We start from the raw sequence: 24,449 nt of genomic DNA on the forward strand, positions 1-24,449 counted from the left end.
TCCTTGTAAGCCGTTGCGCGCGCTCAATCCAGGCGCGGCACCAGAATCGACGGCAGATCGCTGTCGGGATGCGCGCGCAGCAACTGATACGCGATTCCGCCGATGCCCGGCAGCAACGCCGGCGAGAACACTTCGCGCGGACCGCCCGAATACGGCCCGTAGCGCTCCAGCCCGGTGACGAGCGCGGCCAGCAGATCGGTCTTGCTCACGCCGTCCGGCCCGACGCCCGCGTCGATGGCCAACGCCACCAGTTCGCCGTTGCCGGAATCGCCGTGGCAAGCGCAGTGGTTCCAGCCCAAGCCCGCGCGCCACGTCGCGGCGCTGGCCCGGCGCAGCGTTTCCAAGGTTTGCGGCTCGCGCAAACGCGGATCGAGATCCACGCGGGCCAAACCGATGCCGGCCGAACCGTGGCACCACGCGGTCGACGCGATCACCCCGGGCAGCATGCGCAGGTCGCGCCAGTTGCCTTCTTGCGGGTCGTACAAGGAATCCTCGAACGCGAACGCGCCGTGCGCGGCGTCGAGATAGCGGGCCTGCCCGGTTTCCCGCGCCAGATGGGTCAGCGCCCAGCCGATCCCGCTGACGCCGTGCGAGAAGCCGCCCAGGCCTTGCGGCCAGCGTTCGTGCACCCAGAACAAGCGCCCGTCTTGCCGCTGCGCGCGTTCGATCACGCGATCGCCGACCTCGCCGGCCAGATCGGCGTACGCCGTATCGCCGCTCGCGCGCGCCAGCATCAGCAGCGGCACGATCGCGCCCGCGCTGCCCATCAAGACGTCGTTGATCCCGTCCGCCGCGACGGCTTCGGGCATTTCTTCGGTCGCGGCGACGGCGCGCGCGAGCCCTTCGCCGCCGTCCAGGCCCCAGCGCGCGAACGTCAGCCAACTCCAGATCTGCCCGCCCAATCCGACATAGGCGCCGGGGGACGGCGGCCGCAGCTTGACCCGTTCGCGCCGCTGATCGGCGCGCTTGGCCTCGGCGCGGATCAGGGTGCGCCGCATCGCGTCGAACAAGGCCTGCGCGCCTTCGACCGGGTCCGCGCGCCCCGCCGCGGTTTCGCGCAAGTACGCGCCGACCAGCAGCGCCAAGCCGGACACGCCGTTGAAAAGATCCGTATCCAGCGGCCGCACGGACCAGCCGGACGGCGAGAACCCCGGCGCGATCCACGCGACCGTGCCGTCGTCGCCGAAGATCGCGTTGTCGATCAATCCGCGCACGATCCGCGCGCCCTGTTCGCGGCGGCGCCGGTCGAGGTCTTCGATGCGCGGCTCCACGCGCATCTGCGGAAGATCGGGCGTCCAGCCGTCGTTGGAGTACGCGCTGATCAACGAGGCGTCGATGAAGCGCCGTTCGCGCGCGAAATCCGCCTGCCGCCAGCGCTGCCAAGCCGCGTGCGCCAGATCGCAGGCCGGCAGCCAACGGGTGCCGCGCGGCCCCTCCAGGCGCCCTTCGCGCACCCGGGTCGAGAACAGCGGGATGTCGCCGTCGAGCAGATCCTCGATCTCGGCGTCGATCACTTCGGGATCGCCCGGCGCGATCGACAGATTGGCCGCCATCTTCGCCATCAGCTCGTGCGCGGTGCGCCGCGCCTTGGCCTCGTCGTGCAGCGACACCGGATGCCACAGCATGCGCCCGATCTCGGCGTAGGTCTCGCTGGCGCGCGTCACCACGCGCACGCGGCAGTCGGCGAAATCGGCGAGCGCGGGGCGCAGGCGGCCGCCCGCGTCCATGCGCTGCAAAGTCGCGGTGGCGGCGTCGAAACCTTGCAGCACCTGCGGCCAATAGCGGTGCAGCACCGGCTCGGCGCTGGGATGGTTCTGCGACACCGGCGCGGCGACCCATTGCTTGCCCAGGCGCGCTTGGTCCGATCCGGCGCCGACGATGCCCGGCAGGCTCAGCATCGGTTGTTGCCCAGGCAACATCCCCGCAGCGGAATTGTCGACGCCGCGCCAGCCCAGGCTCGCGCCGCGCGTGGGCAGCAAGCCGATGTTGAGCACGGTGCCCGAGACCAGATCCGCCGCGCGGTCGTTGGCGTCGCCCAAGCCCGACGCGAGCACCGGCACCCGCGGCGTGAACAAGGTTTCGCAATCGACCACCACCGGATGGCCGCCGTGCGCGATCAGATTCTCGGCGTGCAGATCGGTGCCGCCGAGCAAGCGCATCGTCGCCAGCCAATGGCCGATGCCGGTATAGAAACTGCGCAGTTCGTCTTCGCCTGCGGCATGGCGATGAGCAATGAATTCGCTCCAGCCGTGTTCGCCGCCGTCGACCACGCGCGGCACCCGGATCGGCATCGGTTCGCCGTGCTCGCGGGCCAATGCGGCAAGGAAATCGCGCAGCGCGGCGTCGACGGCCAGCGAGCGCGGCTTGTAGATCAGCGCGCCGCCCGCGCAGCGGACGATGGCGACCGACTGTCCCTGGCAATGGCTGTCGCCGGCGCCGAAGCTCAGCGATTCCAGCTCGCCTGGATCGTTCGCGCACAGCGCGCGCAAGCGCGGCCGGTCTTCGCTCCAGCGCCGCGCGAACGACAGCGAGGCCGCGCGGCGGTGGTCGACGATGCGCGCAAGGCGCGGCATCAAGGTCGGGTAATGCGGGCTCAGCGCGTCCCAGAAATCGCGTTGCGACGCCAGTTCGATGAAGCGCTCCCAGCGCTCTTCGGCGCTGCCGTCCTCGCCCAACCGGCCGGTGACGCGCGCGGCGTTGAGTTCGAGCAGCAACAGGCGTCCGACCTTGGCGTGCAGCGCCGCGACGAGCGATTCGCGCGTCGCCGCCAGCACCGCCTCGCGCTCGCCGGCGCCCAGGCCGGCGACGGAGCGAAGCTGGGCCGCCAGATCGTCCAACGCGGACGAGGTCAGGCAGCCCAGCGTTGCTTCGAAACCGCGCGCGTCCGCTACGGACGCCATATCAACCGGGCGCTCCGCCGAAAACGGCGCACGACTCCCTGCGAGCGACAGCGATGCCATCGCCCGCGCATTCGACTTGCGCGCTCATGCGGCTCCCCCGATCAGAACTGCGGTATCGAAACCTTGTCGCTCAGCAGCACTGGATCGTGCCGCAGCCGGTACAGGCCGAGGTGTTTCTGGAGATGATTTCGTTGTCGCCGGCGATGTCGGCTTCGGCGAACTCGCCGCTGATGAACAGCGGGCCGGCCGGATTGTCGGCACCGGCATCGTTACGCCACGCAGCGACCACGTCGTTGTACTCGTTCATGACTGCTCTCCTTGTGTGCTTCGGGTGAGTTGCGAGGACACTTCTTGTGCCTAAAGACCCCGATAGACGGAGCAGCGAATCCGCTGCGCTCCTGTTCCTTCCGCCCGTGCCGTCCCAGACACCGCGGTAGCCTTGCACCCGGGGAATGGCCGAGTCAATGCGATTTGTCACCAATAATGTGACGCGCAATACAAGCCATTGCGCGTCTGCTCCACGCTCCTTGGCTGAATCGCGGGCCGGCCGACGGACGCGGCTTACGGCGTGGGCTGGGGGCAGGAGTCGTCGGAGGAGACGCAGATCGGCACCGGCTCGCCGCGCGCGCCGGAGCGCGAGACCGGAATCAGATTGAGGTGCCAGCGGACCTTGCCGTCGGCGTCGGGGGTGAGGCTGGTCCAGGCCCAGCGGATTTCGATGGCGCGGCCGGTGTAGGACTTGCGCGGCGCCAGCGGGGTGGCGGGGAAGAACCGTTCGTCGTTCATGCCGGACTGCGGTTCGATGAGGATTCCGTAGTCGGCGATCTTGCGGACGGAGGGGCCGGACAGTTCGATGGCGATGAATCCGACGCCCTCGCAACTGCCGACGTCGGGCCCGCCGATCCAGGCGACGAAGTCGACCTTCTTCACGCCTATCCGCGGCGGCTGTTGCGCGGAAGCATTGGGAAGCACATGAAACTTCGGGGACATGACCATGCTGCACGCATGCCCCGTCGCGGGCATCAGCGCCAGCAAAGCGAGAACGGCGAAAGCGGTTTTCATTAGCGAGGACATCCTGTCGTTCCGATGGGGATCGCGGTGCGTCTCAAGCGTCGAGCGCGCTGACCATGACGTAGTAGCCGTCGGGATCGCGCAACGCGAATTCCAACGTCCCGGTGCTCGGATTCAAGCCCGGCTCTTCTTCCAACGCAGGAGCCAACGCGCGCGCTCTCAGCAACGACGCATCGAAATCGTCCACACGGAAGAACAGCAACAAGCCGTTGCCGGGCTGCGCGTGTTCGGGGCTCGCGAGCGTCGGATGATCGTGCGCGCCCCAGCGGTGCAGGCAGAGCAGGACGGTGCCGTCCGCATCCAGAAGTTGCCCGAAGAAATCGTGCGCCGGCGCGGTCTTGGGCTGACCGAACAGCGTCTGATACCAAGCGAAGCTGCGAGCGACGTCGGCGACGCCGATGATGGTCCAGGTACGTTTCATTCGTGTCTCCCGCACACGCGCACGCGGCACGCGCTGTGTGCCAGGTTGCGGATTTACGATTGCCGCGACGTTTCCGCCGGCCGGTCGCGCGAAAAACACCGGCCGGACCCGCGCCGATTATGCGCTCGCGCAAGACCCGCCGTGCGCGCTCGAAGCCGCGCGATGATGCGTCGCATCATGTGCTAGCGTCGGGTTCCCCGATCTCCCGGAAGCCGCCGCCGCATCCGGGAAGCCCGCGTCATCGCGACCTGCCGCGCGACGCGCGCGGCCGCAGCCCGCCCGGGCGCGGATCGCGGCGGCTTTCAACGGACGGAGAACCAACGCATGAAGGGATGGACGATGAAAGCGGGCGCACTCGTGTTTTTCGCCGCGATGGTAGGCGTCGCCGCGCCGGCCGCGGCGGAGCCGACTTACGCGTGCACCGCGCAAACCGAGGGACATTTGTTCCTGGTGCCTTACGACAGCCCGACCGATCCGGGCTCGTACTATCAATGCCGAGGGAGTGCGTGGCGCTTGATCGGCGTCTGCAACCCGACCACGGGCTGCCCTTCGCCGCCGGATCCGAACGGGCCGATCGTGGAGATGTAAGCGCATCGCGCGCGTTCGGTGTCGCGATATGCAGCGGAGCCCGATGTCCGGGCTCCGCTTTTTGTTGTCGCGCCGTCAGCGCTTCACTCCGGTTACCAGGCTGTAGTGGCCGAAACTCGGCACCGCCTCGACCGATGCGAAGCCCGCCTCGCGCAATAGCGCATCCAGTTCTTCGGCGGTGTATTGCTCGCCTTCGGTCCAGCCCATCATCATCAGACTGAAACCGGCCGCGGCGAGCGGGCCGCTCTTGTCTTCGCGATACAACACCTCGTGCAGCACGATCCTGCCGCCCGGCGGCAGCGCCTGAAAACTCTTGCGCGCCAGGAAGGCGTTCTGCTCGCGCGGCCAGTCGTGGAAGATGTTCGAGTAGAAATGCAGATCCGCCGGCGGGAACGGGTCTTTCCACATATCGCCGGGATGGAAGTCGATGCGGGCCGCGGTCGCCTCGTCGAGGAATTCGCGCGCCAAGCCGCACACCGCCGGCAAGTCGAACAGCACGCCGCGCAGATTCGGCCAGACCGACAGCGCCCCTCGCGTGTGCACGCCCGACCCCGCGCCCACGTCGAGCATCGTGCGGTGCCGCGCGAGATCCAGCCGGGTCGGCCACACCGGTGCGTGCGCGGCGCCGAGGCTTTGCATGGCCCGGGTGAAGCGCAGGCCGAGTTCGCGCTGCTGTTCGTGGGTGCGGAAGATGTCGGGCTCGCCGTAGACCTTCGGCGCGTCGTTGCGCAGCGCCTCCTCCAGGCGTTCGAGCGAGAAGGTGCCGGCGTTGTCGTACATCAGATCCCAGAAGGCGCCGAAGTACGTCGCGCTGTCTTCGGTCAGCAGGTCCAGTCCGAGCGCGGTCAGGCGGTACGCGGCCGCGTCGCGGCGAACGAAGCCGAGCGCGGTGGCCGCGGCGGCGAGCGCTTGGGTCGGGCGCCGCGCCAATCCGAGCGCCTCGGCGAGTTCGGGCAAGCCGCATGCGCCTTGCGCCAGACGGCGGAACAAGCCGAGGCGATGCGCGATCAGCATCGCCGGGTAGACGAACAAGCCGAAGGCGACGTCGTAGGCGGCGCTGTCGTCGCGGTGCGAAGGATCGTTCATCGCGGCGCCGCCTGCGGCGCGGCGGCGCTCGCGGCGCGCGGGAACGCGGCCGCGACGCCCGCTTCGGCCGCGCGGTCGACGAACCACGCCGCCTCGTGGGTCCAATCGGCGAAGGCGTCGAACACGCGGTCGGCCAGCGCCATGCAGCGGCGCCGCTCCTCGTCGCTCAAGGCGATGCGCGCCAGTTCCGCGTGCTCGCCGTTCTGCATATGCCCCGACTCGAGGGCGAAATGGAAATCGCCCATGTAGCGCAGCTCGATGCCCGCCTGTTCCTCGATGTCGCCGGCGATCCGCGCCGTCAGCCCGAACAGCACGTTGCCGGTTTCCTCGATCGCCTCGACCACGGCCAGACGTTCGATGCCGTTGCAGTCCGACAAGAGCGCGCACAGCTCGTACATCAGCACGCGGCAACGGTGGGTTTCTTCCGACCACAGCAGCCGCATCGCATCGACCGTGGTGGTCGGCCGGCTCCAGCCGAGTTTCTCCAGATCTTCGAGGAACCAGGGCCAGTGATGGTCGTCCTCGTAGGTGTGAGCGTTGACCCGTTCTTGATGGGCATCGGCCGCCGGCACGCGCCGCAGCACGTAACGGTTGAGATCGGCGAAGGCCATGATGAAGAACGCCAGCGCAGGCATGAAGGCCAGCCGCGCTTGCGCGGGCAGGCGTTCGTCGCGCAGCCGGTCGAACAGCGGAAGACGGTCGTACGCGCGCTTTCTGCGCAGGACGTGGGCGAGCACGGTCTTCATCGGGGCCTCCTGCTTCCGTGCGGAATCCAGCGGCCGGCGTTGCGGCCGCCGCTGGAGCGAGAGCGCGGGTTCGGCAGCGCGGGTTCGCGGCCATCATCGGCGCGCGCCGACGTTCAAGGCAACGCGAGAGAGCGTGATTGTGTGTGAGCGAACTGAGATTTGCGCGGCGAGATCACAACCGCTCGGGCCGCGGCGCGACGGCCGCGCGGACGCGCCCGCGTTCGGTCAGGCGCCAGCCGTCCGCGCAGGCGACGATCAAACCGCGCCGCTGCAACTCCGTCAGCGCGATTTCGGCGAGCGCCTCGCGCTCCCATTTGAACAGCGGCGGCCGCTTCGACAGGATCGCGAGCGCCTTGCGTTCGGGGGCGGACAGATCCGGCACGGCGCGCTCAGACCAGCACTTGCCGGGTGCGCCGCAGGAAGGCGTGGATGTCGTACTCCGCGGCCTCGTCGATCATGTGTTCCGGCCGGCAGCCGTTGGGGCAACTCAGCCGCGGCGTGGTGCCGAACAAGCGGCAGATCAGCGGCCGCTCCTCATAAGCCTCGCAACCGTTCGGGCCGAGGTGCGGGCAGCTCCACGCGGCCAGCGCCGCGTCGCGCTCGGCCTCGGGCTTGAACGGCAGCCGCGCCATCTCCAGCGAGGACGCGGTCACCGGCCCGCAGCAATCGTGGCAGCCGTCGATGCAGCGGAACGACGGAATGCGTCGCCGCAAGTCTTCGAGATCCCGCTCGTCGCGCGTCATCGGTCGTCTCCCGCCAAACGCTGCCGCATCCGCGCCGTCGCGCGTGGTTTTCGGATAGTGCCCGCGCGGATCAGGCCTTCTTCAAGAACTCGGTGCGCAGCACCAGTCCCTTGACCTTCTCGACGTTGCATTCGATCAATTCTTCGTCGTCGGTCAGGCGGATGTTCTTGCACAAGGTGCCGCGCTTGAGCGTCACCGAGGTGCCCTTGACCTTGAGGTCCTTGATCACCAAAACCGAATCGCCGTCGGCGAGCGGGGTGCCGTTGCTGTCTTTCACGATCATATCGAACTCCAAAGGAACGGCGCCGGCGCGGCCGGGCCGTGGGTGTGCATTATCGCGGCTGCGGGCGGCGTTGCGCGCTCATGCCGCGGACCGGCTCGCGCCGCAGCGGATCGGCGTTTCGTGAGTCAGGAACAAGGCGTCTTGGTAGACGCGGCGGAAGCGCAGCGCGCGGACGGCTTGCGCCCGGGTCAGGCCGTTGGCGACGAAGTGCGCCGCCAGTTCGGCGTCGGTGGAACGCGCGTCGTTGCTCAGGTGGTCTTCGACGAAGGCCAGGATCGGCCAGGGCAAGGCCGCCAGTTCGGGATCGGGGTGCAGGGGCATCGGGGCGTTCGCTCGGCGTCAGCGGGCGTCGGCCGAGCCGTGCAGGCTCACCCGCGGCGCGATCCAATAGCACTGTTGGATCGCTTCCAGGACCAGGGCCAGGGCGAGATGCACGCCGGAGGAAATCAGGCCGAGCTTGCGCCGCTCGCGCCCCTCGGCGGTGTCGGCCGCGCGCCGCAGCGCTTCGTGCAGCGCCGCGCGCTGCGCGCTGCCGCGCGGGCAAACGCCGAAGTCGCAGGCGCCCGGGGCGATGCGTTCGATTTCCTCGAGCAAGTCGCCGCCGCGCAGGGCGCGGTAGACCTCGAGGAAGGTCAGATTGCCGCGCAGTTCGATCTCGACCGCGGCGGTGAGTTGGACGCCCACCTGGGTCAGCGTGGTCAGTTGGGGCAAAGCTGGGGACATGCGATCTCCGCAATCGAGGCGTCGCTGGCGCCGCCCACGGCGGGGCGGACGCGCACTGCGGCGCGCCGCGCGGGGCGGCACGCCATCAGATCAGAGCGATGAAGCCTATCAATAGATGTTTAATACATCAATATAGATGTGAAACTAATAAGCCCACCCTGCGGACGGGTGCCGAGCCGGTCGCGATGGGCGATCATTCGCCGCCCGTACGCCCGCCGCCGAAGCCACCGAACCCGCCGATGACCGCCCGCTTGTCCGCACCCGCCCGCTTCCGCTTCGCCCCGGCCTCGGAGCCGCGGCGTTGATCACCGCGAGCCAGTTGCGCGCCGCGCGCGCCTTGGCCGGCATGGATCAGAAGACCCTGGCCGAAAAGGCCGGCGTGTCGCTGCCGACGATCCAGCGCATGGAGGCCAGCCAGGGCAACGTGCGCGGCGTGGTCGACACGCTGACCAAGATCGTCAACGCGCTCGACGCCGCCGGTGTGGAATTGATCGGCGAGAACATGCCCAGCTACGGCACCGGCCGCGGCGTGCGCCTGAAGTCGCCGCCCGGCGCGGCGGACTGAGCCGCCGGCCGCGCGCCGCGGCGCGCGCGCGCGCCGACGGTTCCACTCGCGCGTGCGCCCCGACGGTTCCGCTCAGGCCGCGTCGGCGCCCGGTTCGCCGGCCGCGGGCGCCGCCACCGGCGCGGGTACGTCCGCCGAGGTCACCCGCCCCACCCACACGGCCGAACACAGGGCCAACCCCGCCGCGATCCAGCCGACCGTGCCGTATCCGGCGATGTGTCCGCTCGCGTCGGTGCTCAGCATCAAGCCGCCCAGCCACGCGCCGAAGCCCGTGCCCAGCGACATCACCGCGCTGTTCGCGCTGAGGTAGGCGCCGCGCTGTTCGGCCTGCGGCACCGTGGCCTGCAAGGCCTGCAGCGGCACCATGCGGCCGTTCATCGAGACCATGAAGAACGGGAAGAAGAACAGCATCGCCAGGAAGCCGACCGCCGGCAGGTGGGTGATGAACAACACCGGCAACAGCGACACCGCGACCGCGATGCGGTACACGCGCTGCTTGCCGTGGCGGTCGGCCAAGCGGCCGATCAGACGCGAGGTGAAGAACGCCGCGACGCCGCCGGCCATATACATCCACGACAGTTGCGACGGCTCGATGCCGTGGTTGGCAACCAGCATCGGCGAGATGAAGGGGATCACCAGCATCTGCGAGGTGGTCAGCATCAAGGTCAGCGCGAACGCGTTGAGATGGCGCGGGTTGGAGAACAGCTTGAACAGGTCCGGCAAGGCCTGCGCCAGCGGCGTGCGCCGCGACAGGTGTTGATCCAGCGGCGGCACCGTACGCGCGCCGCCGATCCAGATCAGCAGCGACAGCGCCACCAGCAGCCAGAACGGCGCCGACCAGTGGAAATGCGCGCCGAGCAGGACGCCGACCGGCACGCCGATCACCGAGGCGACCGCGAACGAGGTCATCACCGTGCCGGTCGCCGCGCCGCGGCGTTGCGAGGGGATCACGTCGGCGATGATCGCCATGATGATCGAGCCGAGCACGCCGCCGCTGATGCCGGCGAAGGCGCGCGAAGCGAGCAACAAGGGATAGCTGTCGGCCAGCGCGCAGGCCAAGTTCGACAAGGCGAACAAGGCGTACATCGCCAGCAGCAGCTTGCGCCGGTCGAAGCGGTCGATGTAGGTGGCGGCGAGCAGGCCGGACAGCCCGCCGCAAATCGAATACGCCGAGACGGCGGCGGCGAACTGCGCCGGCATGATGTGCAGGGCGCGCATGATCTGCGGGCCCAGCGGCATCATCACCATGAAGTCCATGATCAGGGTGAACTGGGTCAGCATGAGCAGCCACAGCAGGCTCCGCTCGCGCGAGGGAGTGATCGAGTACATGGGGACCCTTGCGGTCGCGACGACCGCGGTGGTGGGGGAAAAGGCGCTCAGTCTTCCAAGGTTTCGTGCACGCCTTGCGCGCCGCGCTTCCAGTAACCGGCGGCGTGCAGGCGCGATTTGTCGACGCCGCGCTCGTTCAACAGATGCTGGCGCACCGCGCGGATCGCACCGGATTCGCCGGCGGCCCAGACGTAGCCCGCGCCGTCTTGCGGCCAGCGCAAGCCGCGCACGGTTCGCAGCAACGGCGAGTCGCCGCCCGGCTCGGCGTAGTCGCGATAGCACCAATGCGCTTCCAGCGCGGCGGCGCTGGTCAGCTCGATGCGCGCGGCGGAGTCTTCGACTTCGATCGCCACGATGGCGCGCGCGGCGGCCGGCAATTCTTGCAGGCGGCGCGCGATCGCCGGCAGCGCGGTGTCGTCGCCGATCAGCACGTGCCAGTCGTAGCCGGCCGGAATCACCCGCGAACCGCGCGGGCCGCCGACGCCGAGGTAGTCGCCGACCCGCGCCTGCCGCGCCCAATCGCTGGCCGGGCCGGCTTCGTGCAAGGCGAACTCGAGTTCGAGTTCGCGCGCTTCGGTGTCGAAACGGCGCGGGGTGAAATCGCGCACGGCCGGACGCGGCGCGTCGTCGGCGTAAACGAAGCCGCTCGGCCCCAGCGTCGGCATGTTCGGGCGTTCTTCGCCGGGCGCGGGGAACAAGACTTTGACGTGATCGTCGAACGAGGCCGAGACGAAATCGGCGAGCGAGTCGTCGGCGAGCACGACGCGGCGCAGTTGCGGCGTGACCGATTCCACCCGGATCACGCGCAACAGCCGCAGTTTCAACGCATGGCGGACGCGCGCGACCGCCAGTTCGCTGGTTTCTTGCATGGGGGATGTCCTGTGGTTCGCTTGCGTGGGGGAAACGGCGGCGATCAGTCCTCGCCGCCTTCGATCTCGCGGGCGGCGCGGCGCAGGATCTCGGCGATCCGGCGCTGTTCGTCGACCGGCAGGTTGTCGCGGCGGTACAGCGCGGTCTTGAGCGCGCGGCGCGCCAGGCTCAGCTCTTGCAGCCAGCCGCCTTCGGACGGATCGGCCGGCTCCTCGCCGGCCAGCGCGCGCCGCACCCAATCCATCTTGCGCGCCATGTGGTTGAGCTTGGCCAGCATGGTGTCGACGCGCTCGCGGTGGGCCTGCAGATGCGCGATGCCCGGCTCGGCCAGCGCATAACGCTTGCGGTTGCCTTCCAGCTCGACGGTGACGTAGCCGAGTTCTTCCAGATACGTCAGCGCCGGATAGACCATGCCGGGACTGGGGCTGTAGAAACCGTTCGAGCGGGTGTCCAGCGCCTTGATCAATTCGTAGCCATGGCTCGGCTTCTCCTCGATCAGAACCAGCAACAGCAATTGCAGATCGTCGGAGCTGAACTTGCGCCCGCGCGAGAAGCCCTCGCCGTCGTCGAAGCCGCCCGGAAAGCCCGGCCCGCCCGGTCCGCCGGGGAACCCGCCGCGGCGTCCGCCGCCGCGGCCGCCGCGCGGGTGGTGGCCGCCGGCGTGGAAGATCGAATGCAAGGAAAAGCGCTCGAAGCGCTGGAAATCGTCGTGATCGCAGGAGGCCCGGCCGGGGCCGAACGGGAAGAAGCGGCGCATGATGGAGACCTTGGGTGTCGTAAGATGTGTTTTAAGATATATATCGTAAGATATGAAAGCAAGCGGTCCCGACGGACGGTCGAGCGGGTTTGGGGGACGGATCGGGGCAAGGACGAGGGCGACCGGTCGATGAGCGCCGCAGACGGGCTGGCGCCCGGTCGCTGCCGGCTGGCGCTTCGGGCCTGGCCAAGTGCCGGCTCGGCCGGGGCCGCGATCCCAAGGTTCTTCCAGCACCTCCAACGTCGAAACCTGGCTTCGCGCCGCGCATCGGACACGAGTTCTCAGCGCTGAGCGCCGCGGCCCGATCGGCACGCCATCGGCCGGCCTCTGCGTCGTTCCTGGCTCCCACCTTCCCGGCCGCGTCCAACGCGAAGAACCGGAGCGCGCGATCCGCAATGACGCGGTCGCGACCTTCGTCTGCCAAGAGCCTGCAGCCGAATCGCAAACGCGACGGCAACGCCGCCGCATCGCAACGACAGACTCCTCAGAGCCGAATGCGCGCGGCGTTCTCGAGCGCACCAAACGCATCAGATCGATTACCAAGCGTTACGTACCGGCCGAACGAGCGGAGGTAGGCTGCCGGACAGCGCCCAAAGAAACGCACGGCACTGTGGCGGCGACTCGCCTTACCGCGATTGCTCACCGAACAACGCGGCATCGCTTCGGCGCGAAGGGCGCGCGGCCATCGGCGCCGAACCGCGAAAGTTGCGCGCGATTCACGCGAGCCTCCACGCGCATCCGCCCCGACGACGTTCCAGCCGACGCCATCGACGCACTTCGACTACCGCCCCGAGCCCCCACATGCACAGCGCCAGCAACTTCATCCGACGTCTCACGCTGACACTCGCCGCGCTCGTCGTGCTGAGCGCGCTCGCCCCGCCCTCGCTCGCCGATTCGCGCGCGGACACGATCCGCATCGCCGTCTACCGCGGCCCCGCCTCGTGCGAAAACTGCTCGGAAACCCTGAAAACCGCGATCGAACGATTGAGCCCGCGCTACCGCGTCGACTTCGTCGGCGAAGACGAACGCATCGACATCACGCCCGCGACCTTGTCGCAGTACGACGTCTACGCCCAACCCGGCGGCGGCCAGGACATCCCCGGCGCGCTGGAGAGCCTCGGCGACGCACGCATCGACGCCGTCCACGACTACGTCGCCCGCGGCGGCCGCTACCTCGGCATCTGCATGGGCGCTTATCTCGCCAGCGCCTCCGGCCTCGGCCTGATCCCGCACGAACTGAATTCGGAAGTCGGGCGCCGCGGCTTTCCCGTCGCCACCAGCGACGACGCGGTCGTCGCCGTGCGCTGGGAAGGCCGAAAAGAAACGGTTTTCTACCAGGACGGCCCCTACCTGCTTCGCCCGGCGAACGACCCGGGCTTCAGAACCATCGCGACTTACGCCAACAACGACCTCGCCGCGGCGCGCTACACGCTCGGAAAAGGCTTGGTCGTCTTGAGCGGCCCGCACCCTGAAGCGGATGAGTCGTGGTTCGAGGAAGCCGGACTTCCCGTGGACGAGATGCCGAGCGACAGGCTGTTGCGCTCGCTGCTCAGCGGGCTGGAGCGATAAGCGCGCGAAGGGATCGAAGCGGATGGAACCGTAAATCCGTCGCCAGCCATTGCGTCCCCACAAAAGAAAAAGCCGGGCCCGCGACGATCGCGGAGCCCGGCCCTCGGAGAGCTGATCGACACTTCAGAGCATGCTCCGAAACGCTCCGATCTCCGACGAACACTCCATCACGGACAAATCGGATTGCACCCCGGCTCCACGTCCGCGTAATACGTTTCCGTGCGCGGCGTGAACGTCACCGGATAGTTCGGCGCGGCCGCGTCGTAATTGCTGACGCCGTACCACACCTTGCGCGCGGCGAGCGGGTTCTTGATCCGCACGTTCGACGCGCTCGCGGTCGCCAACACCACGCCGGTCTGCAGGTGGGTCAGCTTGGCGGTCACATCGCAGAGCGGACGCAGGCCCATGCCGCAATAGGTGTTGATCGAAATGCGCACGGTGCCGCTGGCGAGCGCGGACTTGGCGATGTTCTTGCACGCGACCATGCCCGCGGTCGGGCCGTAGGGGTCGCCCCAGCTGTAGGCGAAGATGCCGAACTGGCGGTTGCTGAAGTCGGCGCCGACGCAGGTCGGGTGATACGGCGGGTGCGCCGAGCCCAGCACGATGCCGATGCCGCCGCCGGTGGCGTTGGCGGTGAACTGGCCCGACGGCGCGAAGGCCTGATCGCCGGACATGGTGCTGACGAAGACGTTCTCGATCCCGGCCTGCAGCAGGTCGGACGCGGCGACGTCGACTTCGACGGTTTGCTCCTCGTAGTTCGCGCGCGCCGGCTTGGTCCAGGACCGTTCGGCCAGCTGCGAGGCGCCGCAGACCGGCGTGCAGAACGCGGGATTCAGAGTGAACGTGGGCGTCGCGGCGGCCGCGGTGGCGCCGGAGAGTTGGACCAGTCCGAGCGCGGCGAACAACGCCAGACTGCTTGCCGAAAGCCATTTCATGGTGCTTGCTCCTGTCATGGAATCGTGCGGTGGGCGGCGTGAGGGATCGCCCGCGCGGGGCGGGCGTCGCGCCGAACGCCCGGCCGCGGAGGCGGCGGGCGTACCGGTACTCGGAGGACGCGGCCATTTCGGATCATCGCGGGCGCGGTTTTTTCGCCTTCGCTGTGCCCACGGCGCGCGGCGCGGTTCGCCCGCCCGCGCCCCGCAGCGTTCGCGCCCCGCCGCGGGGCGCGGGCGACGGCCTGTTCCAGCAGCCCGCTCTTCCGCCTCGGCGCTCGAACCTTCCTCCGCACCGCGGCGGCGAAATTCGAGATGTCCAATTCCGCCGACCCAATGCGATGATGCCGACCGGTGTCCTGATCGATACGATCGGCACGATGGATCTTCGCAACCAGGCCCGGGACCGGCCGCTCCGCGCACCCACGGATATCCGGCTCCGGCCCGCGGCGGCGAACCGCGCCGTCGTTGCACCGAATCCTCTGCCGTTCCCGCCGGAGAACCACGCGATGACCGTCACCCCCCGAGCCCCGCTTTCGCTCGCGATCGCCTTGATCGCGCTTTGCGTCGCCGCGCCGCTGCGCGCCGGCGCGCCGGTCGCGGACCCGATCGAAGATCCGGCCCTGCTCGAAGGCGGCTACCTGGCGCTGCATCCCGACGTGGAGTATCGCCAGCTCGGCATTCAGGCCTATCGGCGCGGCCAACTCGACACCGCGCTGCAGCGCTTCCGCCGCGCCGGTTACTACGGCGACAAGCCCTCGCAGGCGTTCGCGGCGGAGATGTACTGGAAGGGCGAAGGCGCGCCGGCCGATCGCGCCACCGCTTACATCTGGATGGATCTGGCCGCCGAGCGCGGCTATCCCGATCTGGTCGCGCTGCGCGAGCGCTATTGGGCGGCGATGACGCCGGACGAGCGCAAGACCGCGCTGGAGAAGGGGCCGGCGGCCTACAAAACCTACGGCGACCCGACCGTGAAGCCGCGCTACGAGCGCGAACTCCGGCGCAAGCGCAATCAGATCACCGGCAGCCACGTCGGCATGGACATCGGCGTCGGCGGCGGCCGCGCGGATCAGCCCGAACTGCGCGAGCAGATTCCGCCGGGCAAGTTCTACGCGGAAACCCATTGGAACGCGCAGCGCTACTGGACCCGCCAGGACAAGCTGTGGCGGCAGCGTTTGGGCGGGACGGTCAGCGTGGGCGATCTCGAACGCTTGGGCGGCGAGCAGCCGGCGGAGTCGCAGCAGCCGGCGGCGCCGGCCGGCGAACCTGCCCAGGCGGAGCCGGTGCCCGTGCCGAAGAATTGAAGCGTCGAGGATCCCGCTAGGAAACCGCGGCCGGCAGCTTCTCTTCCGGCGCCTCCAGGCGCAGCACCAGATAGCGCATGAAGAACTGCGTGATCGGCCCCACGCACAGCGCGAACACCAAGGTGCCGAGGCCGGCGACGCCGCCCAGGGCCACGCCGCAGGCGAGCACCACGATCTCGATGCTGGTGCGCACGCGCCGGATCGACCAACCCGTGCGGCGCGCGAATCCGGTCATCAACCCGTCGCGCGGGCCGGTTCCGAGTTGCGCGCCCACATACAGCGCGGTGGCGAGCGCGCACATCGCCACGCCGCCGATCAGATAGGCGCAGCGCAACGGCAACGATTCGGGCGCCGCCAGCCAATGCAGGTTGAGGTCGGTGAACGGCCCCAGCAGAAACGTGTTGGCGACGGTGCCCAGTCCGGGCATCTGCCGCAGCGGAATCCACAGCAGCAACACCGCCACGGCCACCGACACCATCACCATGCCCAGCGACAACGGCAGATGCCGCGACGCGCCCTGATGGAACACGACCCACGGCGAGCCGCCGAGCGTGCTTTGCATCAGCAAGGCGTTGGACACGCCGTACAGCCACAGCCCCGCCAGCAGGCGGACGAGGCGCTCGGGCAGGCGGCCGGCGCGGAGTTGGGCGATGGGGCCGAGATTGGCCAGTCCGAGGGGCGAGGAGTCGGGGGTCATGGCGCCAGTATCTGGACGATTGGCACTTCCACGTAGAGCCACTTCCGCCATAGTGGCCTCATGAACCGATCCCTGACCCCGGAACACCTGGCCACCTTGGTCGGCCAGTTCCCGCGCAAGCCGGCCTACCGCGGGCTGCGCCAGATCCTGCAGGAACTGATCGGCGACGGCCGCATCCCGCTGGGCACGCGCCTGCCCAGCGAACGCGCGGTGTCGCAGGTGCTGGCCGTGTCGCGCAACACCGTGACCCGCGCCTACGCCGATCTCGCCGCCGCGGGTTTCGCCACCGCGCGCCAAGGCGCGGGCACCTACGCCGCCGTGCCCGGCGAGCGCCGGCGCGCGCACGAACACGCGCTGCGCTCGTTCGCCGGCGCGCACGCGCCCGAAGGCGCGATCGACCTCAACTGCGCGTCCACCACCGCCATCGCCGGCGTCGCCGCCGCCTACGAACGCGCGCTGGAACGCTTGCCCGGCTATCTGGGCAGCGACGGCCACCGTCCCGTCGGCCTGCCGGTGCTGCGCGAACTGATCGCGCAGAAATACGCGCGGCGCGGCTTGCCGACCGACCCCGACCAGATCATGGTCACCGCCGGCGCGCTGTCGAGCACGGCCATCGTCGCGCGCGCGCTGTCGCGGCCCGGCGACCGCGCGATGATCGAATCGCCGGTGTACCCGAACGTGATCGAAGCGCTGCGCCTCGGCGGCGCGCGTCTGGTCGCCTCGCCGATGAGCGATGCGCTGGGCGACGCGGGCTGGGACTTGGACGGCATCGAAGCCGCGCTGCGGCAGACCCGGCCGCATCTGGCCTATCTGATTCCCGATTTCCAAAACCCCACCGGCTTCCTGATGAGCGACGGCCAGCGCGCGCGCTACGCCGCCGCGCTGCGCGCCACCCGCGCGACGCCGCTCGTGGACGAATCGCTGCAAGCCATCGTGCTGTCCGACATCGCCATGCCCCTGCCCTTCGCCGCGCACGCGCCGGACGCGATCACCGTCGGCAGCGTGTCGAAGCTGCTGTGGAGCGGGCTGCGCGTCGGCTGGATCCGCGCGCCGCGCGAACTCATGGAACGGCTGATCAAGGCGCGGCTGCAGCTCGACCTCGGCACGGCGCTGTTCGATCAACTGGTGGTCACCGAACTGCTCGACGACAGCGAGGTCATCGCCGCGCGGCGCGCGCAACTGCGCCAGCGCCGCGACGTGCTGGCGCAAGCGCTGCGCGAACGGCTGCCGGACTGGCGCTTCCGCCTGCCCGACGGCGGCATGACGCTGTGGCTGCAGTTGCCCGAGGGCAGCGCGACGCAGTTGGCGGCGAACCTGGAAAGCGTCGGCGTCCACGTCCCGCCCGGCCCGATGTTCAGCGTCGAAGGCGGCGGCGATCAGTGGCTGCGCATCCCTTACGTGCGGCCGGAAGAGGAACTGATCGAAGCGGTGCAGCGCATGGCGCAGGTCTGGTCGCGGGCGCCGGCGCGCGCCGCGAGGCGCCAGGAAGGTTCGCGCGCGGTCATTCTTTAGACGGCCGCGCGCCGCGCGGCGAGCGGCTCAACCGAACGGCAGCAGGTGCCGGTGCGGGAAGTTCGACCGGTTCCAGTGCGAGACATAGCAATGCGGCGCCGCCAGCACGACGCTGAACTGGCATTTCGGCCGCAGCGCCTGCAGCGCTTGGTACTGGGCCTCGGTCAGCATCGCGTTGCGCAGGCGGAACCCCCAGCATCGTTCCATCGTCGGCGAACGGAACAACCGTTCGTAGTCCTCGAACGGCGTCGAGCTCCAGTCTTCCGGCTGCGCCTCGAGCGAAAGGAACGGCGCCAGCGAGTCGGTGAAATCGACGAAGCGCAGCGACGGCAAGCGTTCCGCCCGGGCCAGACGGCCGATGAAGCCGCGGGTGCGGAAATCGCCACCGGTGCGGACCGACGCGAGATCGGGCAGGTCGAGATCGAAGAATCCGGATTCGGGCGCTTGCGGCAGGACGAGCTTGCGCAAGGCCGGCATGAGCGCGAGCAAGGCCGGCAGATGATCGTCCTCGACCGTCGCCTGATTGTGGTCGCCGGGATCGGAGGCGGCGATCTGAAGATCCGTCAGCTTGCCGAAGCGCGGCGCCGCGGCGATAAGCTCGCGGAAATCCCAAGTCTTGAGGCCGTTGGCGCCTTCGTCCGGGCCGGCGATGCGCAACTGCACGATGTGCGCGGCGACCTCGGGCCGCGCCAGCGCGGCCGACGCGATGGCCCAACTGTCGTGATCGTCGCCGTGGTAGTCGACTGCGAGCGCGCCGCCGAGGTCGACGGCGGCGAGGCGGGAACGATGGTCGGGATAGGCGAACGCCTCATCGGCGGCATCGTCGGCGTCCCACTGTTCCGCGGCGGCTTCGTTGAGCGCGCGCTGAGCCGCGTGGATCGTCTTCAACGCCTGGGCCATCGTCGTCATTGCGGTCCGCTTCGGAGCAAAGGGAAGAAGGGTGCGAGTCTAGCGCTACAACGCGGCGGCTTCTCGCGTCGCGTTTTAGCCGAACGCACCCTGCTCCCTCCTCAAGCGAACGACCCCGCAAGAAACGACGACTTGTTGGTGATCAGCCATTTCCCCTCCACCTCATGAACCACAAAATGATCCACGAACGAATTATTGCCGATGCGAACGCGCACCGTCGCCGCGGAAAGGTGCGGCGAAATATGGCGGATGTCGAGAATCCCCTCGTCGCGCGGCGCGCCGGACGAGGCCGGACTGGCTCGCCCGTGGATCAGCGTCCGATACGCCTGCGCCGTCATCGATTCGAGCGCCCCGTCGCGCAGCCATTGGATCTGGCAATGCGGATGGAAGACCTCCTCGAACTTGCGGCTGGAGGGATCGTACGCGAGACTGAAATAGTCGCCGACGAGCGATACGACCTTCGATGTTTGGTCCATGGCGGTTCCCCCTTCATGAAATCTGCGAGGCCCGCATAGTGCTGCCTCATCCCGCGTCGCACCACTGCGATCCGGGCATTCCTGCCATTACGGAAACGCATCGATGATGGAAGAGCTCGACGGCGGGCTGGTGGGCGGCTTGATCGCGCTCGCCGCCGTGGCCGACCACCACAGTTTCGGCCGCGCCGCCGAACGCCTCGGGAAAACCCAGCCCGCCGTGAGCCGGGCGGTCGCGCGCCTGGAAGAGCGGCTCGGCGCCCGGCTCGTCCACCGGACCAGCCGGCATGTCGAGATCACCGAAGCGGGCCGCGAGTTGCTCGACCGCACGCTGCCGCATCTGCGCGGTCTCGACGAGGCGACGGCCCAGGCCGCCGAGCACGCGCCCTCGATCCGCGGAACGCTGCGCGTCGCCTGCGACGCCTTGTTCTCGCGTCTGGTGCTGGCGCCGCAACTCGCGGCCTTCCTGCGCGAGAACCCGCACCTGCACCTCAAGCTGGAGACCAAAAGCCAGCTTTCGGATTTGGTCGCCGAAGGCTTCGACCTCGCCGTGCGCTTCGGCGCGCCGCCGTTGCCCACGCTGGTGTGTCGCCGGTTGCTCAACACCCGCGTCTTGACGGTCGCCGCGCCGTCCTACCTGGCGCGGAAAGGCCGTCCGACGCACCCGAACGAACTGGTCGAACGCGATCACGAATGCATCCTGGCCATCGACCCGTCCACCGGAAGGCCGTTCGAGTGGGAGTTCTGCAAAGGCGAGGACAAGATCGCGGTCGACGTTCGCGGCCATCTGACGGTGACCGACGCGGGCACGAAACTCGGCGCTTGCTTGGCGGGCCATGGCATCGCGCAGGTCATCGACATCGGCCTCGGCGATCACATCAAGAGCGGGCAGCTTGAGGTGTTGTTCCCGCAGTGGCCGGACGAAACCTTTCCGCTGTACATCTACTATCCGAGCAGAAGCCATGTTCCGCGGAAGGTTCGCGCATTCATCGATTTCATCGTCGGGACGTTTCCCAGCGGCGCGATCCAAGACGGCATCGCTTCGACTGGGTAGATGACCGCTCAACGCGCCCAAGGCGCTGACGCGAAGATGCGCCTGCGTCCATCGCGTCAGCGAGCTTCGTTCACCATCTTGAACGATTCGAGTCCGCACACGGCGCGAAAAATCCCACGAAAGATCGCGTACCGAGAGCCGATGAGCAGCGGCGGATCGACGGCCTTCTCACCATCGGATGCGAGAGCGCCGCCGCATGCGCCGATGCGCGGCGCCGAACTTCGTCGGCGCGCAAGATCACTCACGCCCACCGAAGCTCACCTCATGACGCCAATCACACCGCACCGGGATCGATGCGCCTAACTTCGCTCCGCAAACATCGATCTTCGCGAGCGCCGCGATTTCCGCCGCCGCGATCCGTTTCGATCGGCCGCACGCGACCATGGAGGAGCAATGAAGGCCCTTCCCCTTTACTTCGCGATCCTGCTGGCAGCCTCCGTTCCCGACGCGGCCTCGGCCCAAGAGCCCGGCGATGTGTGCCAGGCGGCCTGGAAACAATCGTCCGCGTCGAAGTCCTGCACCAGCGTCATGCAGAAACTCGAGAACGGACGCTGCGGCGGCAAGACCCAATGCCTGCCCAAGAATTACCCCCTCTATCCCTCGGGCATTTCCCTCGAAGACACCAAGAAATTGGTCAACTGCGACGGAGAACTGAAGCTCGACGAAGCCGACTGTCCTTCTTCGTCCAAATACTCCACGCACACCTACGCTGAAGTGATGTCGGGCTACAAGCCCACCACCTACAGTACGCACGACCCGACCTGCCAAGCCGCGTGGGACGCCTCCTCGGCGAAGAAGACCTGCGTCACCGTGGAATTCATCCAGCGCTCCGCCGCGGGCGACTGCACGATCCAGGCGCAATGCGCGTATGGCCAGGGCCACGTCGAGCGCGACATGAACAATGTCGTGCAGACCGGCCCCGGCAGCTTCGCGCTGGGCTCGCAACCGCCGCGTAGAAGCACGGTGACGGTGTCGACCGCGGATGCGAAAAAGCTCAGCAATTGCGATGGGTATCTGAAGACCGGCGCTTGCGACTGACGTTCGTTTCGCGCCCGGGACGCCGTCCCTTCCAGCGAATCCCCGCTTCCTCCCGATCCGACACAGGAGCCGTGAGCCATGAAGACACCGCGATCGCCCAAGGTCCTCGCCTGCCTGTCTGTGTTGCTGGCGATTCCGATCAGCGCCCACGCGATCCAGCAGGGCGACGTCTTCAAGCTCTACCTCGGCGCGCCGACCCCAAGCCACCCGACCACCGACTCGACCGGCTTCGACTACGCCGCGGCGGTCGAAGGAAACTGCGGCGTCGTGCAGCGGGCGACTTACGCCAGCTACTTGCTCAAGACCAACGTCGGCGGCAGCAAGCTCGAGCTCAAGAACTGCGGCAAGGATTCCGATGGTCACCTCGCGTGCGAGATCAAGATACTGACCGGGAGCTATCGCGACTATTATTGGTATCAGTCGGACGGCTACGTACGGCCCACCGGCAGCTCGGGCAACGAGCGCTTCTCGTTCATTCCCGTGGACAGCTACAAGTTCAGCTCGCAGAACCTGGGCAACTACCAAGTCGAGGTCTACAAGATCCGCGATCCCTCGGGCCGTTACATGGTCGTCGGCGGGAAACAATCGGACTGCGGCGTGAACTACCTGCGATTCGACACCAAGGACGCTGCGCAGGCGGTCAGTGTAACGCTCGGGTCTTGAGCGCGGCGATTGTTCGGCGACGAAAGCGCTCGGCGCGAACCTTTCACCGGAAGCCGCTCACTTCGATGAACGCTAATTCCCCGCGCGATTCGGCGCGGGAGATATCTCGTATCTCGATCAGAACACAGACCGCTCCGACAGCCCGCTGGAAAACCTCGACCGCTTTCGCCGCGCTGTAGAAGCCGTCGAAAAATCGGCGCCCACCCAGGGCGCCGATTAGGTAAGCGGTCTAAGGGCGGGCGAAGCCTCGCCCGCCCCCGACTTTTTCGCCGCCGCTCAGGGCAAGGCGTTCAACGTCGCCCGCACCGGCTTGGAGAAGTTGAAGCCATCGTGCCGGTCCCAATTCACCGACCAGGTCATGACGCCGCGGAAGGTCGGATACGCCTGCTGCGGCCGGATGGTTCCGCAGTTCTGCAGCCGCGTCAGGCAGTTCAGCGCATTGGCGATCGTGGCCGCCGAGGCCTGTCCGCTGTTGGCCGAGGACGGGCCCGAGGGCAATCCGAACGCCACTTGGTCCGGCCGCAGGCCGTTGAAGACGACGCCGGTGTTGTTGTTGGTCCGGAAGCCTTCGATCAGCATCAGGCTGGCGCCGACCAGCATATCGACCGACCCCTCGGGCAAGCCGTTCTGGCTGTACGGCGAATACATCGCGCCGTTGTTGTAGTACTGCACATGGATCAGGTCCAGCTCCTGGCGCAGTCCGTCGATGATCGGCAGGTAAGCGCCCCAGATGCCGCTGTACGCGACGAAGCCGCCCTGCACGTACGGATGCTCGGGCGCCATCGACAGGTAGAACGACGGACCGATGCGCGTATTGAGCTGCTTGATCGCCGTGACCAGATTGGTCTGCACGGCCGCGCCGTGGTAGACGCCCGCGCCGCTTTCCAGGTCGATGTCGACGCCGTCGAAACCGTAGTAGCGGATCAGGTCTTCCATGCTGTTGACGAAGTTGGCGACCTGCGTGGCGTTGTTCAACGTCACCGTGCCGTTCTGGCCGCCCAGCGACAGCACCACCTTCTTGCCGCGCGCGCGCGCCGCGGCCACGTCGGCCTTGAACTGCGCTTCGGTTCCGGCGCCCGGATCGACCGTGAAGCTGACCGCGCCGTTGCCCGCATCGTCGCCGAAAGCGACCACGATGACGTCGAAGTCGTTGGAGACCTGGCTGATCGGGAAGGTCGCACCGGAGGGATTGGTGAAGTTGTGCCAGTAACCCACCAACGCATGCCGCGGCAGGGTGTTGTCGCCGCCGCCGGCGCTGGTGGTCGCGCTGATCTGCGTGCCTTGCGCCGAAGCGTTGCCGGCGTTGTCGCGCGCGCGAACGCGGAAGGTGTAGGCCGTGGACGCGGTCAAGCCGGTGTTGCTGAAGGACGTACCGGTGGGCGAACCCACCAACGTGCCGTCGCGGTAGACATCGTAGCCGGCGACGCCGCTGCCGCCCGGGTTGTCGGTGGAAGCGCTCCAGCTCAGGTTGATCGAGGACGAAGTCACCGACGTCGCGGCCAGCCCGGCCGGCACGCTGGGCGCGGTGGTGTCGGGCGTCCCGGCATTGACGGTGATATTGGCCGCCGACGACGTCGTGCTGGCGCCTTCGTTGTCGGTGGCGACCGCGGTGATCGCGTAGTTGCCCGCGGCCGCATTGGTCCAGGTCGCGCTGTAGGGCGAGGTGGTGTCGATGCCCAACGACGTGCTGCCGCGGAAGAACTGCACCTGGGCGACGCTGCCGTTGGCATCGGCCGCGTTCGCCGCGACGCTGATGGTGGCGCCCGCGCTGAAGGTCGCGCCGTTCGCCGGCGTGGTCAACGCGACCGTCGGCGGCGTGTTGCCGCCCGCGCTGCAGGCGCCCAGATCCTGGTAGTAGCCGCAGCTGGGGCAGTGCGTGGGCGGCGTATTCCAGATCTGCGTAGTCGCCTGATACAGCCGCCCCTGATAGACGAGCTTGCTGCCCGCGTTATAGATGGTGGACGCGTTCCAGTCGGCGATCCCCGCGCAGCTGACGCTCTGCGCGTGCGCGGACGACAGCCCGGCCGCCAGCAAAAAGCCGGACAGCAAGACGCCTGTCGATCGGATGCTCATTAGGTTGGTTCTCCGGTGCCTGATGGATGGGGAAGGAGGCGGGCGCGGACGCGCCGACCCCAAGCCACGCGCGGCAAACCCGCTGCGGCGCGGCCATTCCCCCCAGAGAACTAACGAACAACGGTGGCGCGGTCGGTTGCCGA

At 68.3% G+C, this 24,449-nt stretch carries 26 protein-coding genes and 1 pseudogene; 8 read left to right on the top strand and 19 right to left on the bottom strand.

The features are described from left to right. Window positions 1-23: 23 nt before the first annotated feature. From J5226_RS01595 to J5226_RS01610, 4 genes are all read right to left on the bottom strand, one after another. The gene (locus J5226_RS01595) at window positions 24-2,900 is read right to left on the bottom strand and encodes a type 2 lanthipeptide synthetase LanM family protein (protein WP_215838123.1); all 2,877 of its coding nucleotides are present in this window, start codon (window positions 2,898-2,900) and stop codon (window positions 24-26) included. A gap of 130 nt (window positions 2,901-3,030) precedes the next feature. Further along, complete coding sequence (locus J5226_RS01600; RefSeq protein WP_215838124.1) at window positions 3,031-3,207, bottom strand: DUF6229 family protein; 177 nt, start codon at window positions 3,205-3,207, stop codon at window positions 3,031-3,033. A gap of 254 nt (window positions 3,208-3,461) precedes the next feature. Then, window positions 3,462-3,962 (bottom strand): hypothetical protein, encoded by a 501-nt coding sequence (locus J5226_RS01605; protein ID WP_215838125.1) that lies wholly within the window; start codon window positions 3,960-3,962, stop codon window positions 3,462-3,464. Window positions 3,963-4,005: 43 nt separating this feature from the next. Beyond that, on the bottom strand, window positions 4,006-4,392 hold the full coding sequence (locus tag J5226_RS01610) for a VOC family protein (protein WP_215838126.1): 387 nt from the start codon (window positions 4,390-4,392) through the stop codon (window positions 4,006-4,008). Between the two features lie 339 nt (window positions 4,393-4,731). On the opposite strand from J5226_RS01610, the gene J5226_RS01615 reads away from it, so the two are divergent. After that, window positions 4,732-4,980 carry a hypothetical protein gene (locus tag J5226_RS01615; protein WP_215838127.1) on the top strand — a complete coding sequence of 83 codons (249 nt, stop codon included), beginning with the start codon at window positions 4,732-4,734 and terminating at the stop codon, window positions 4,978-4,980. A 75-nt stretch (window positions 4,981-5,055) separates the two neighbouring features. Here the strand turns inward: J5226_RS01615 and J5226_RS01620 are convergent, their stop codons facing one another. The 7 genes and pseudogenes from J5226_RS01620 to J5226_RS01650 all read right to left on the bottom strand — a co-directional run bounded on the left by J5226_RS01620 (window position 5,056) and on the right by J5226_RS01650 (window position 8,561). Next, a complete protein-coding gene (locus J5226_RS01620; RefSeq protein WP_215838128.1) occupies window positions 5,056-6,066 on the bottom strand; it encodes a methyltransferase in 1,011 nt (336 codons plus the stop codon). After that, a complete protein-coding gene (locus J5226_RS01625) occupies window positions 6,063-6,812 on the bottom strand; it encodes a hypothetical protein (protein ID WP_215838129.1) in 750 nt (249 codons plus the stop codon). Before J5226_RS01625 ends, J5226_RS01620 begins: the two co-directional genes overlap by 4 nt. 172 nt (window positions 6,813-6,984) lie before the next feature. Continuing rightward, window positions 6,985-7,194, bottom strand: coding sequence for a hypothetical protein (locus J5226_RS01630; protein WP_215838130.1), 210 nt, complete (start codon window positions 7,192-7,194; stop codon window positions 6,985-6,987). A 7-nt stretch (window positions 7,195-7,201) separates the two neighbouring features. Beyond that, complete coding sequence (locus J5226_RS01635; protein WP_215838131.1) at window positions 7,202-7,555, bottom strand: YkgJ family cysteine cluster protein; 354 nt, start codon at window positions 7,553-7,555, stop codon at window positions 7,202-7,204. A gap of 70 nt (window positions 7,556-7,625) precedes the next feature. Then, window positions 7,626-7,835 (bottom strand): annotated as a pseudogene (locus tag J5226_RS01640) (alkylphosphonate utilization protein); the annotation flags it as partial. 81 nt (window positions 7,836-7,916) lie between these two features. Further along, on the bottom strand, window positions 7,917-8,159 hold the full coding sequence (locus tag J5226_RS01645) for a hypothetical protein (protein WP_215838132.1): 243 nt from the start codon (window positions 8,157-8,159) through the stop codon (window positions 7,917-7,919). Between the two features lie 18 nt (window positions 8,160-8,177). Then, complete coding sequence (locus tag J5226_RS01650; RefSeq protein WP_215838133.1) at window positions 8,178-8,561, bottom strand: hypothetical protein; 384 nt, start codon at window positions 8,559-8,561, stop codon at window positions 8,178-8,180. A 301-nt stretch (window positions 8,562-8,862) separates the two neighbouring features. Between J5226_RS01650 and J5226_RS01655 the strand changes: the two genes are divergently transcribed. Then, the gene (locus J5226_RS01655; RefSeq protein ID WP_215838134.1) at window positions 8,863-9,126 is read left to right on the top strand and encodes a helix-turn-helix transcriptional regulator; all 264 of its coding nucleotides are present in this window, start codon (window positions 8,863-8,865) and stop codon (window positions 9,124-9,126) included. A gap of 72 nt (window positions 9,127-9,198) precedes the next feature. Here the strand turns inward: J5226_RS01655 and J5226_RS01660 are convergent, their stop codons facing one another. The 3 genes from J5226_RS01660 to J5226_RS01670 are packed head-to-tail and all read right to left on the bottom strand — an operon-like array spanning window position 9,199 to window position 12,082. Continuing rightward, window positions 9,199-10,455, bottom strand: a complete 1,257-nt coding sequence (locus tag J5226_RS01660; protein ID WP_215838135.1) for an MFS transporter — start codon at window positions 10,453-10,455, stop codon at window positions 9,199-9,201. A 47-nt stretch (window positions 10,456-10,502) separates the two neighbouring features. Then, the gene (locus J5226_RS01665) at window positions 10,503-11,324 is read right to left on the bottom strand and encodes a siderophore-interacting protein (protein WP_215838136.1); all 822 of its coding nucleotides are present in this window, start codon (window positions 11,322-11,324) and stop codon (window positions 10,503-10,505) included. 44 nt (window positions 11,325-11,368) lie between these two features. After that, window positions 11,369-12,082 (bottom strand): PadR family transcriptional regulator, encoded by a 714-nt coding sequence (locus J5226_RS01670; protein ID WP_215838137.1) that lies wholly within the window; start codon window positions 12,080-12,082, stop codon window positions 11,369-11,371. Between the two features lie 705 nt (window positions 12,083-12,787). Between J5226_RS01670 and J5226_RS01675 the strand changes: the two genes are divergently transcribed. Beyond that, window positions 12,788-13,651, top strand: a complete 864-nt coding sequence (locus tag J5226_RS01675) for a BPL-N domain-containing protein (RefSeq protein ID WP_255322962.1) — start codon at window positions 12,788-12,790, stop codon at window positions 13,649-13,651. Window positions 13,652-13,818: 167 nt separating this feature from the next. Here the strand turns inward: J5226_RS01675 and J5226_RS01680 are convergent, their stop codons facing one another. Continuing rightward, complete coding sequence (locus J5226_RS01680; protein ID WP_215838138.1) at window positions 13,819-14,586, bottom strand: hypothetical protein; 768 nt, start codon at window positions 14,584-14,586, stop codon at window positions 13,819-13,821. A 506-nt stretch (window positions 14,587-15,092) separates the two neighbouring features. On the opposite strand from J5226_RS01680, the gene J5226_RS01685 reads away from it, so the two are divergent. Beyond that, window positions 15,093-15,887: a hypothetical protein gene (locus J5226_RS01685; RefSeq protein WP_215838139.1), complete on the top strand. Its 795-nt coding sequence runs from the start codon at window positions 15,093-15,095 to the stop codon at window positions 15,885-15,887. 16 nt (window positions 15,888-15,903) lie between these two features. On the opposite strand, the gene J5226_RS01690 is transcribed toward J5226_RS01685, so the two are convergent. Beyond that, on the bottom strand, window positions 15,904-16,584 hold the full coding sequence (locus tag J5226_RS01690) for a hypothetical protein (RefSeq protein WP_215838140.1): 681 nt from the start codon (window positions 16,582-16,584) through the stop codon (window positions 15,904-15,906). 60 nt (window positions 16,585-16,644) lie between these two features. On the opposite strand from J5226_RS01690, the gene J5226_RS01695 reads away from it, so the two are divergent. Next, window positions 16,645-18,096 (top strand): PLP-dependent aminotransferase family protein, encoded by a 1,452-nt coding sequence (locus J5226_RS01695; RefSeq protein WP_215838141.1) that lies wholly within the window; start codon window positions 16,645-16,647, stop codon window positions 18,094-18,096. 27 nt (window positions 18,097-18,123) lie between these two features. On the opposite strand, the gene J5226_RS01700 is transcribed toward J5226_RS01695, so the two are convergent. Beyond that, on the bottom strand, window positions 18,124-19,005 hold the full coding sequence (locus J5226_RS01700; protein ID WP_215838142.1) for a hypothetical protein: 882 nt from the start codon (window positions 19,003-19,005) through the stop codon (window positions 18,124-18,126). A gap of 101 nt (window positions 19,006-19,106) precedes the next feature. Then, on the bottom strand, window positions 19,107-19,481 hold the full coding sequence (locus J5226_RS01705) for a nuclear transport factor 2 family protein (RefSeq protein WP_215838143.1): 375 nt from the start codon (window positions 19,479-19,481) through the stop codon (window positions 19,107-19,109). Window positions 19,482-19,584: 103 nt separating this feature from the next. Between J5226_RS01705 and J5226_RS01710 the strand changes: the two genes are divergently transcribed. The 3 genes from J5226_RS01710 (at window position 19,585) to J5226_RS01720 (ending at window position 22,233) form a co-directional block, all read left to right on the top strand. Further along, entirely contained in the window at window positions 19,585-20,532 is a 948-nt protein-coding gene (locus J5226_RS01710) for a LysR family transcriptional regulator (protein ID WP_255322964.1), read from the top strand. A 393-nt stretch (window positions 20,533-20,925) separates the two neighbouring features. Continuing rightward, entirely contained in the window at window positions 20,926-21,570 is a 645-nt protein-coding gene (locus J5226_RS01715) for a hypothetical protein (protein ID WP_215838144.1), read from the top strand. A gap of 78 nt (window positions 21,571-21,648) precedes the next feature. Further along, window positions 21,649-22,233 carry a hypothetical protein gene (locus J5226_RS01720; RefSeq protein WP_215838145.1) on the top strand — a complete coding sequence of 195 codons (585 nt, stop codon included), beginning with the start codon at window positions 21,649-21,651 and terminating at the stop codon, window positions 22,231-22,233. A gap of 276 nt (window positions 22,234-22,509) precedes the next feature. On the opposite strand, the gene J5226_RS01725 is transcribed toward J5226_RS01720, so the two are convergent. Then, window positions 22,510-24,306 carry a glycosyl hydrolase family 18 protein gene (locus J5226_RS01725; protein ID WP_215838146.1) on the bottom strand — a complete coding sequence of 599 codons (1,797 nt, stop codon included), beginning with the start codon at window positions 24,304-24,306 and terminating at the stop codon, window positions 22,510-22,512. Window positions 24,307-24,449 lie beyond the last annotated feature (143 nt).

The organism is Lysobacter sp. K5869 (assembly GCF_018847975.1).
Taxonomy (GTDB): domain Bacteria; phylum Pseudomonadota; class Gammaproteobacteria; order Xanthomonadales; family Xanthomonadaceae; genus Lysobacter.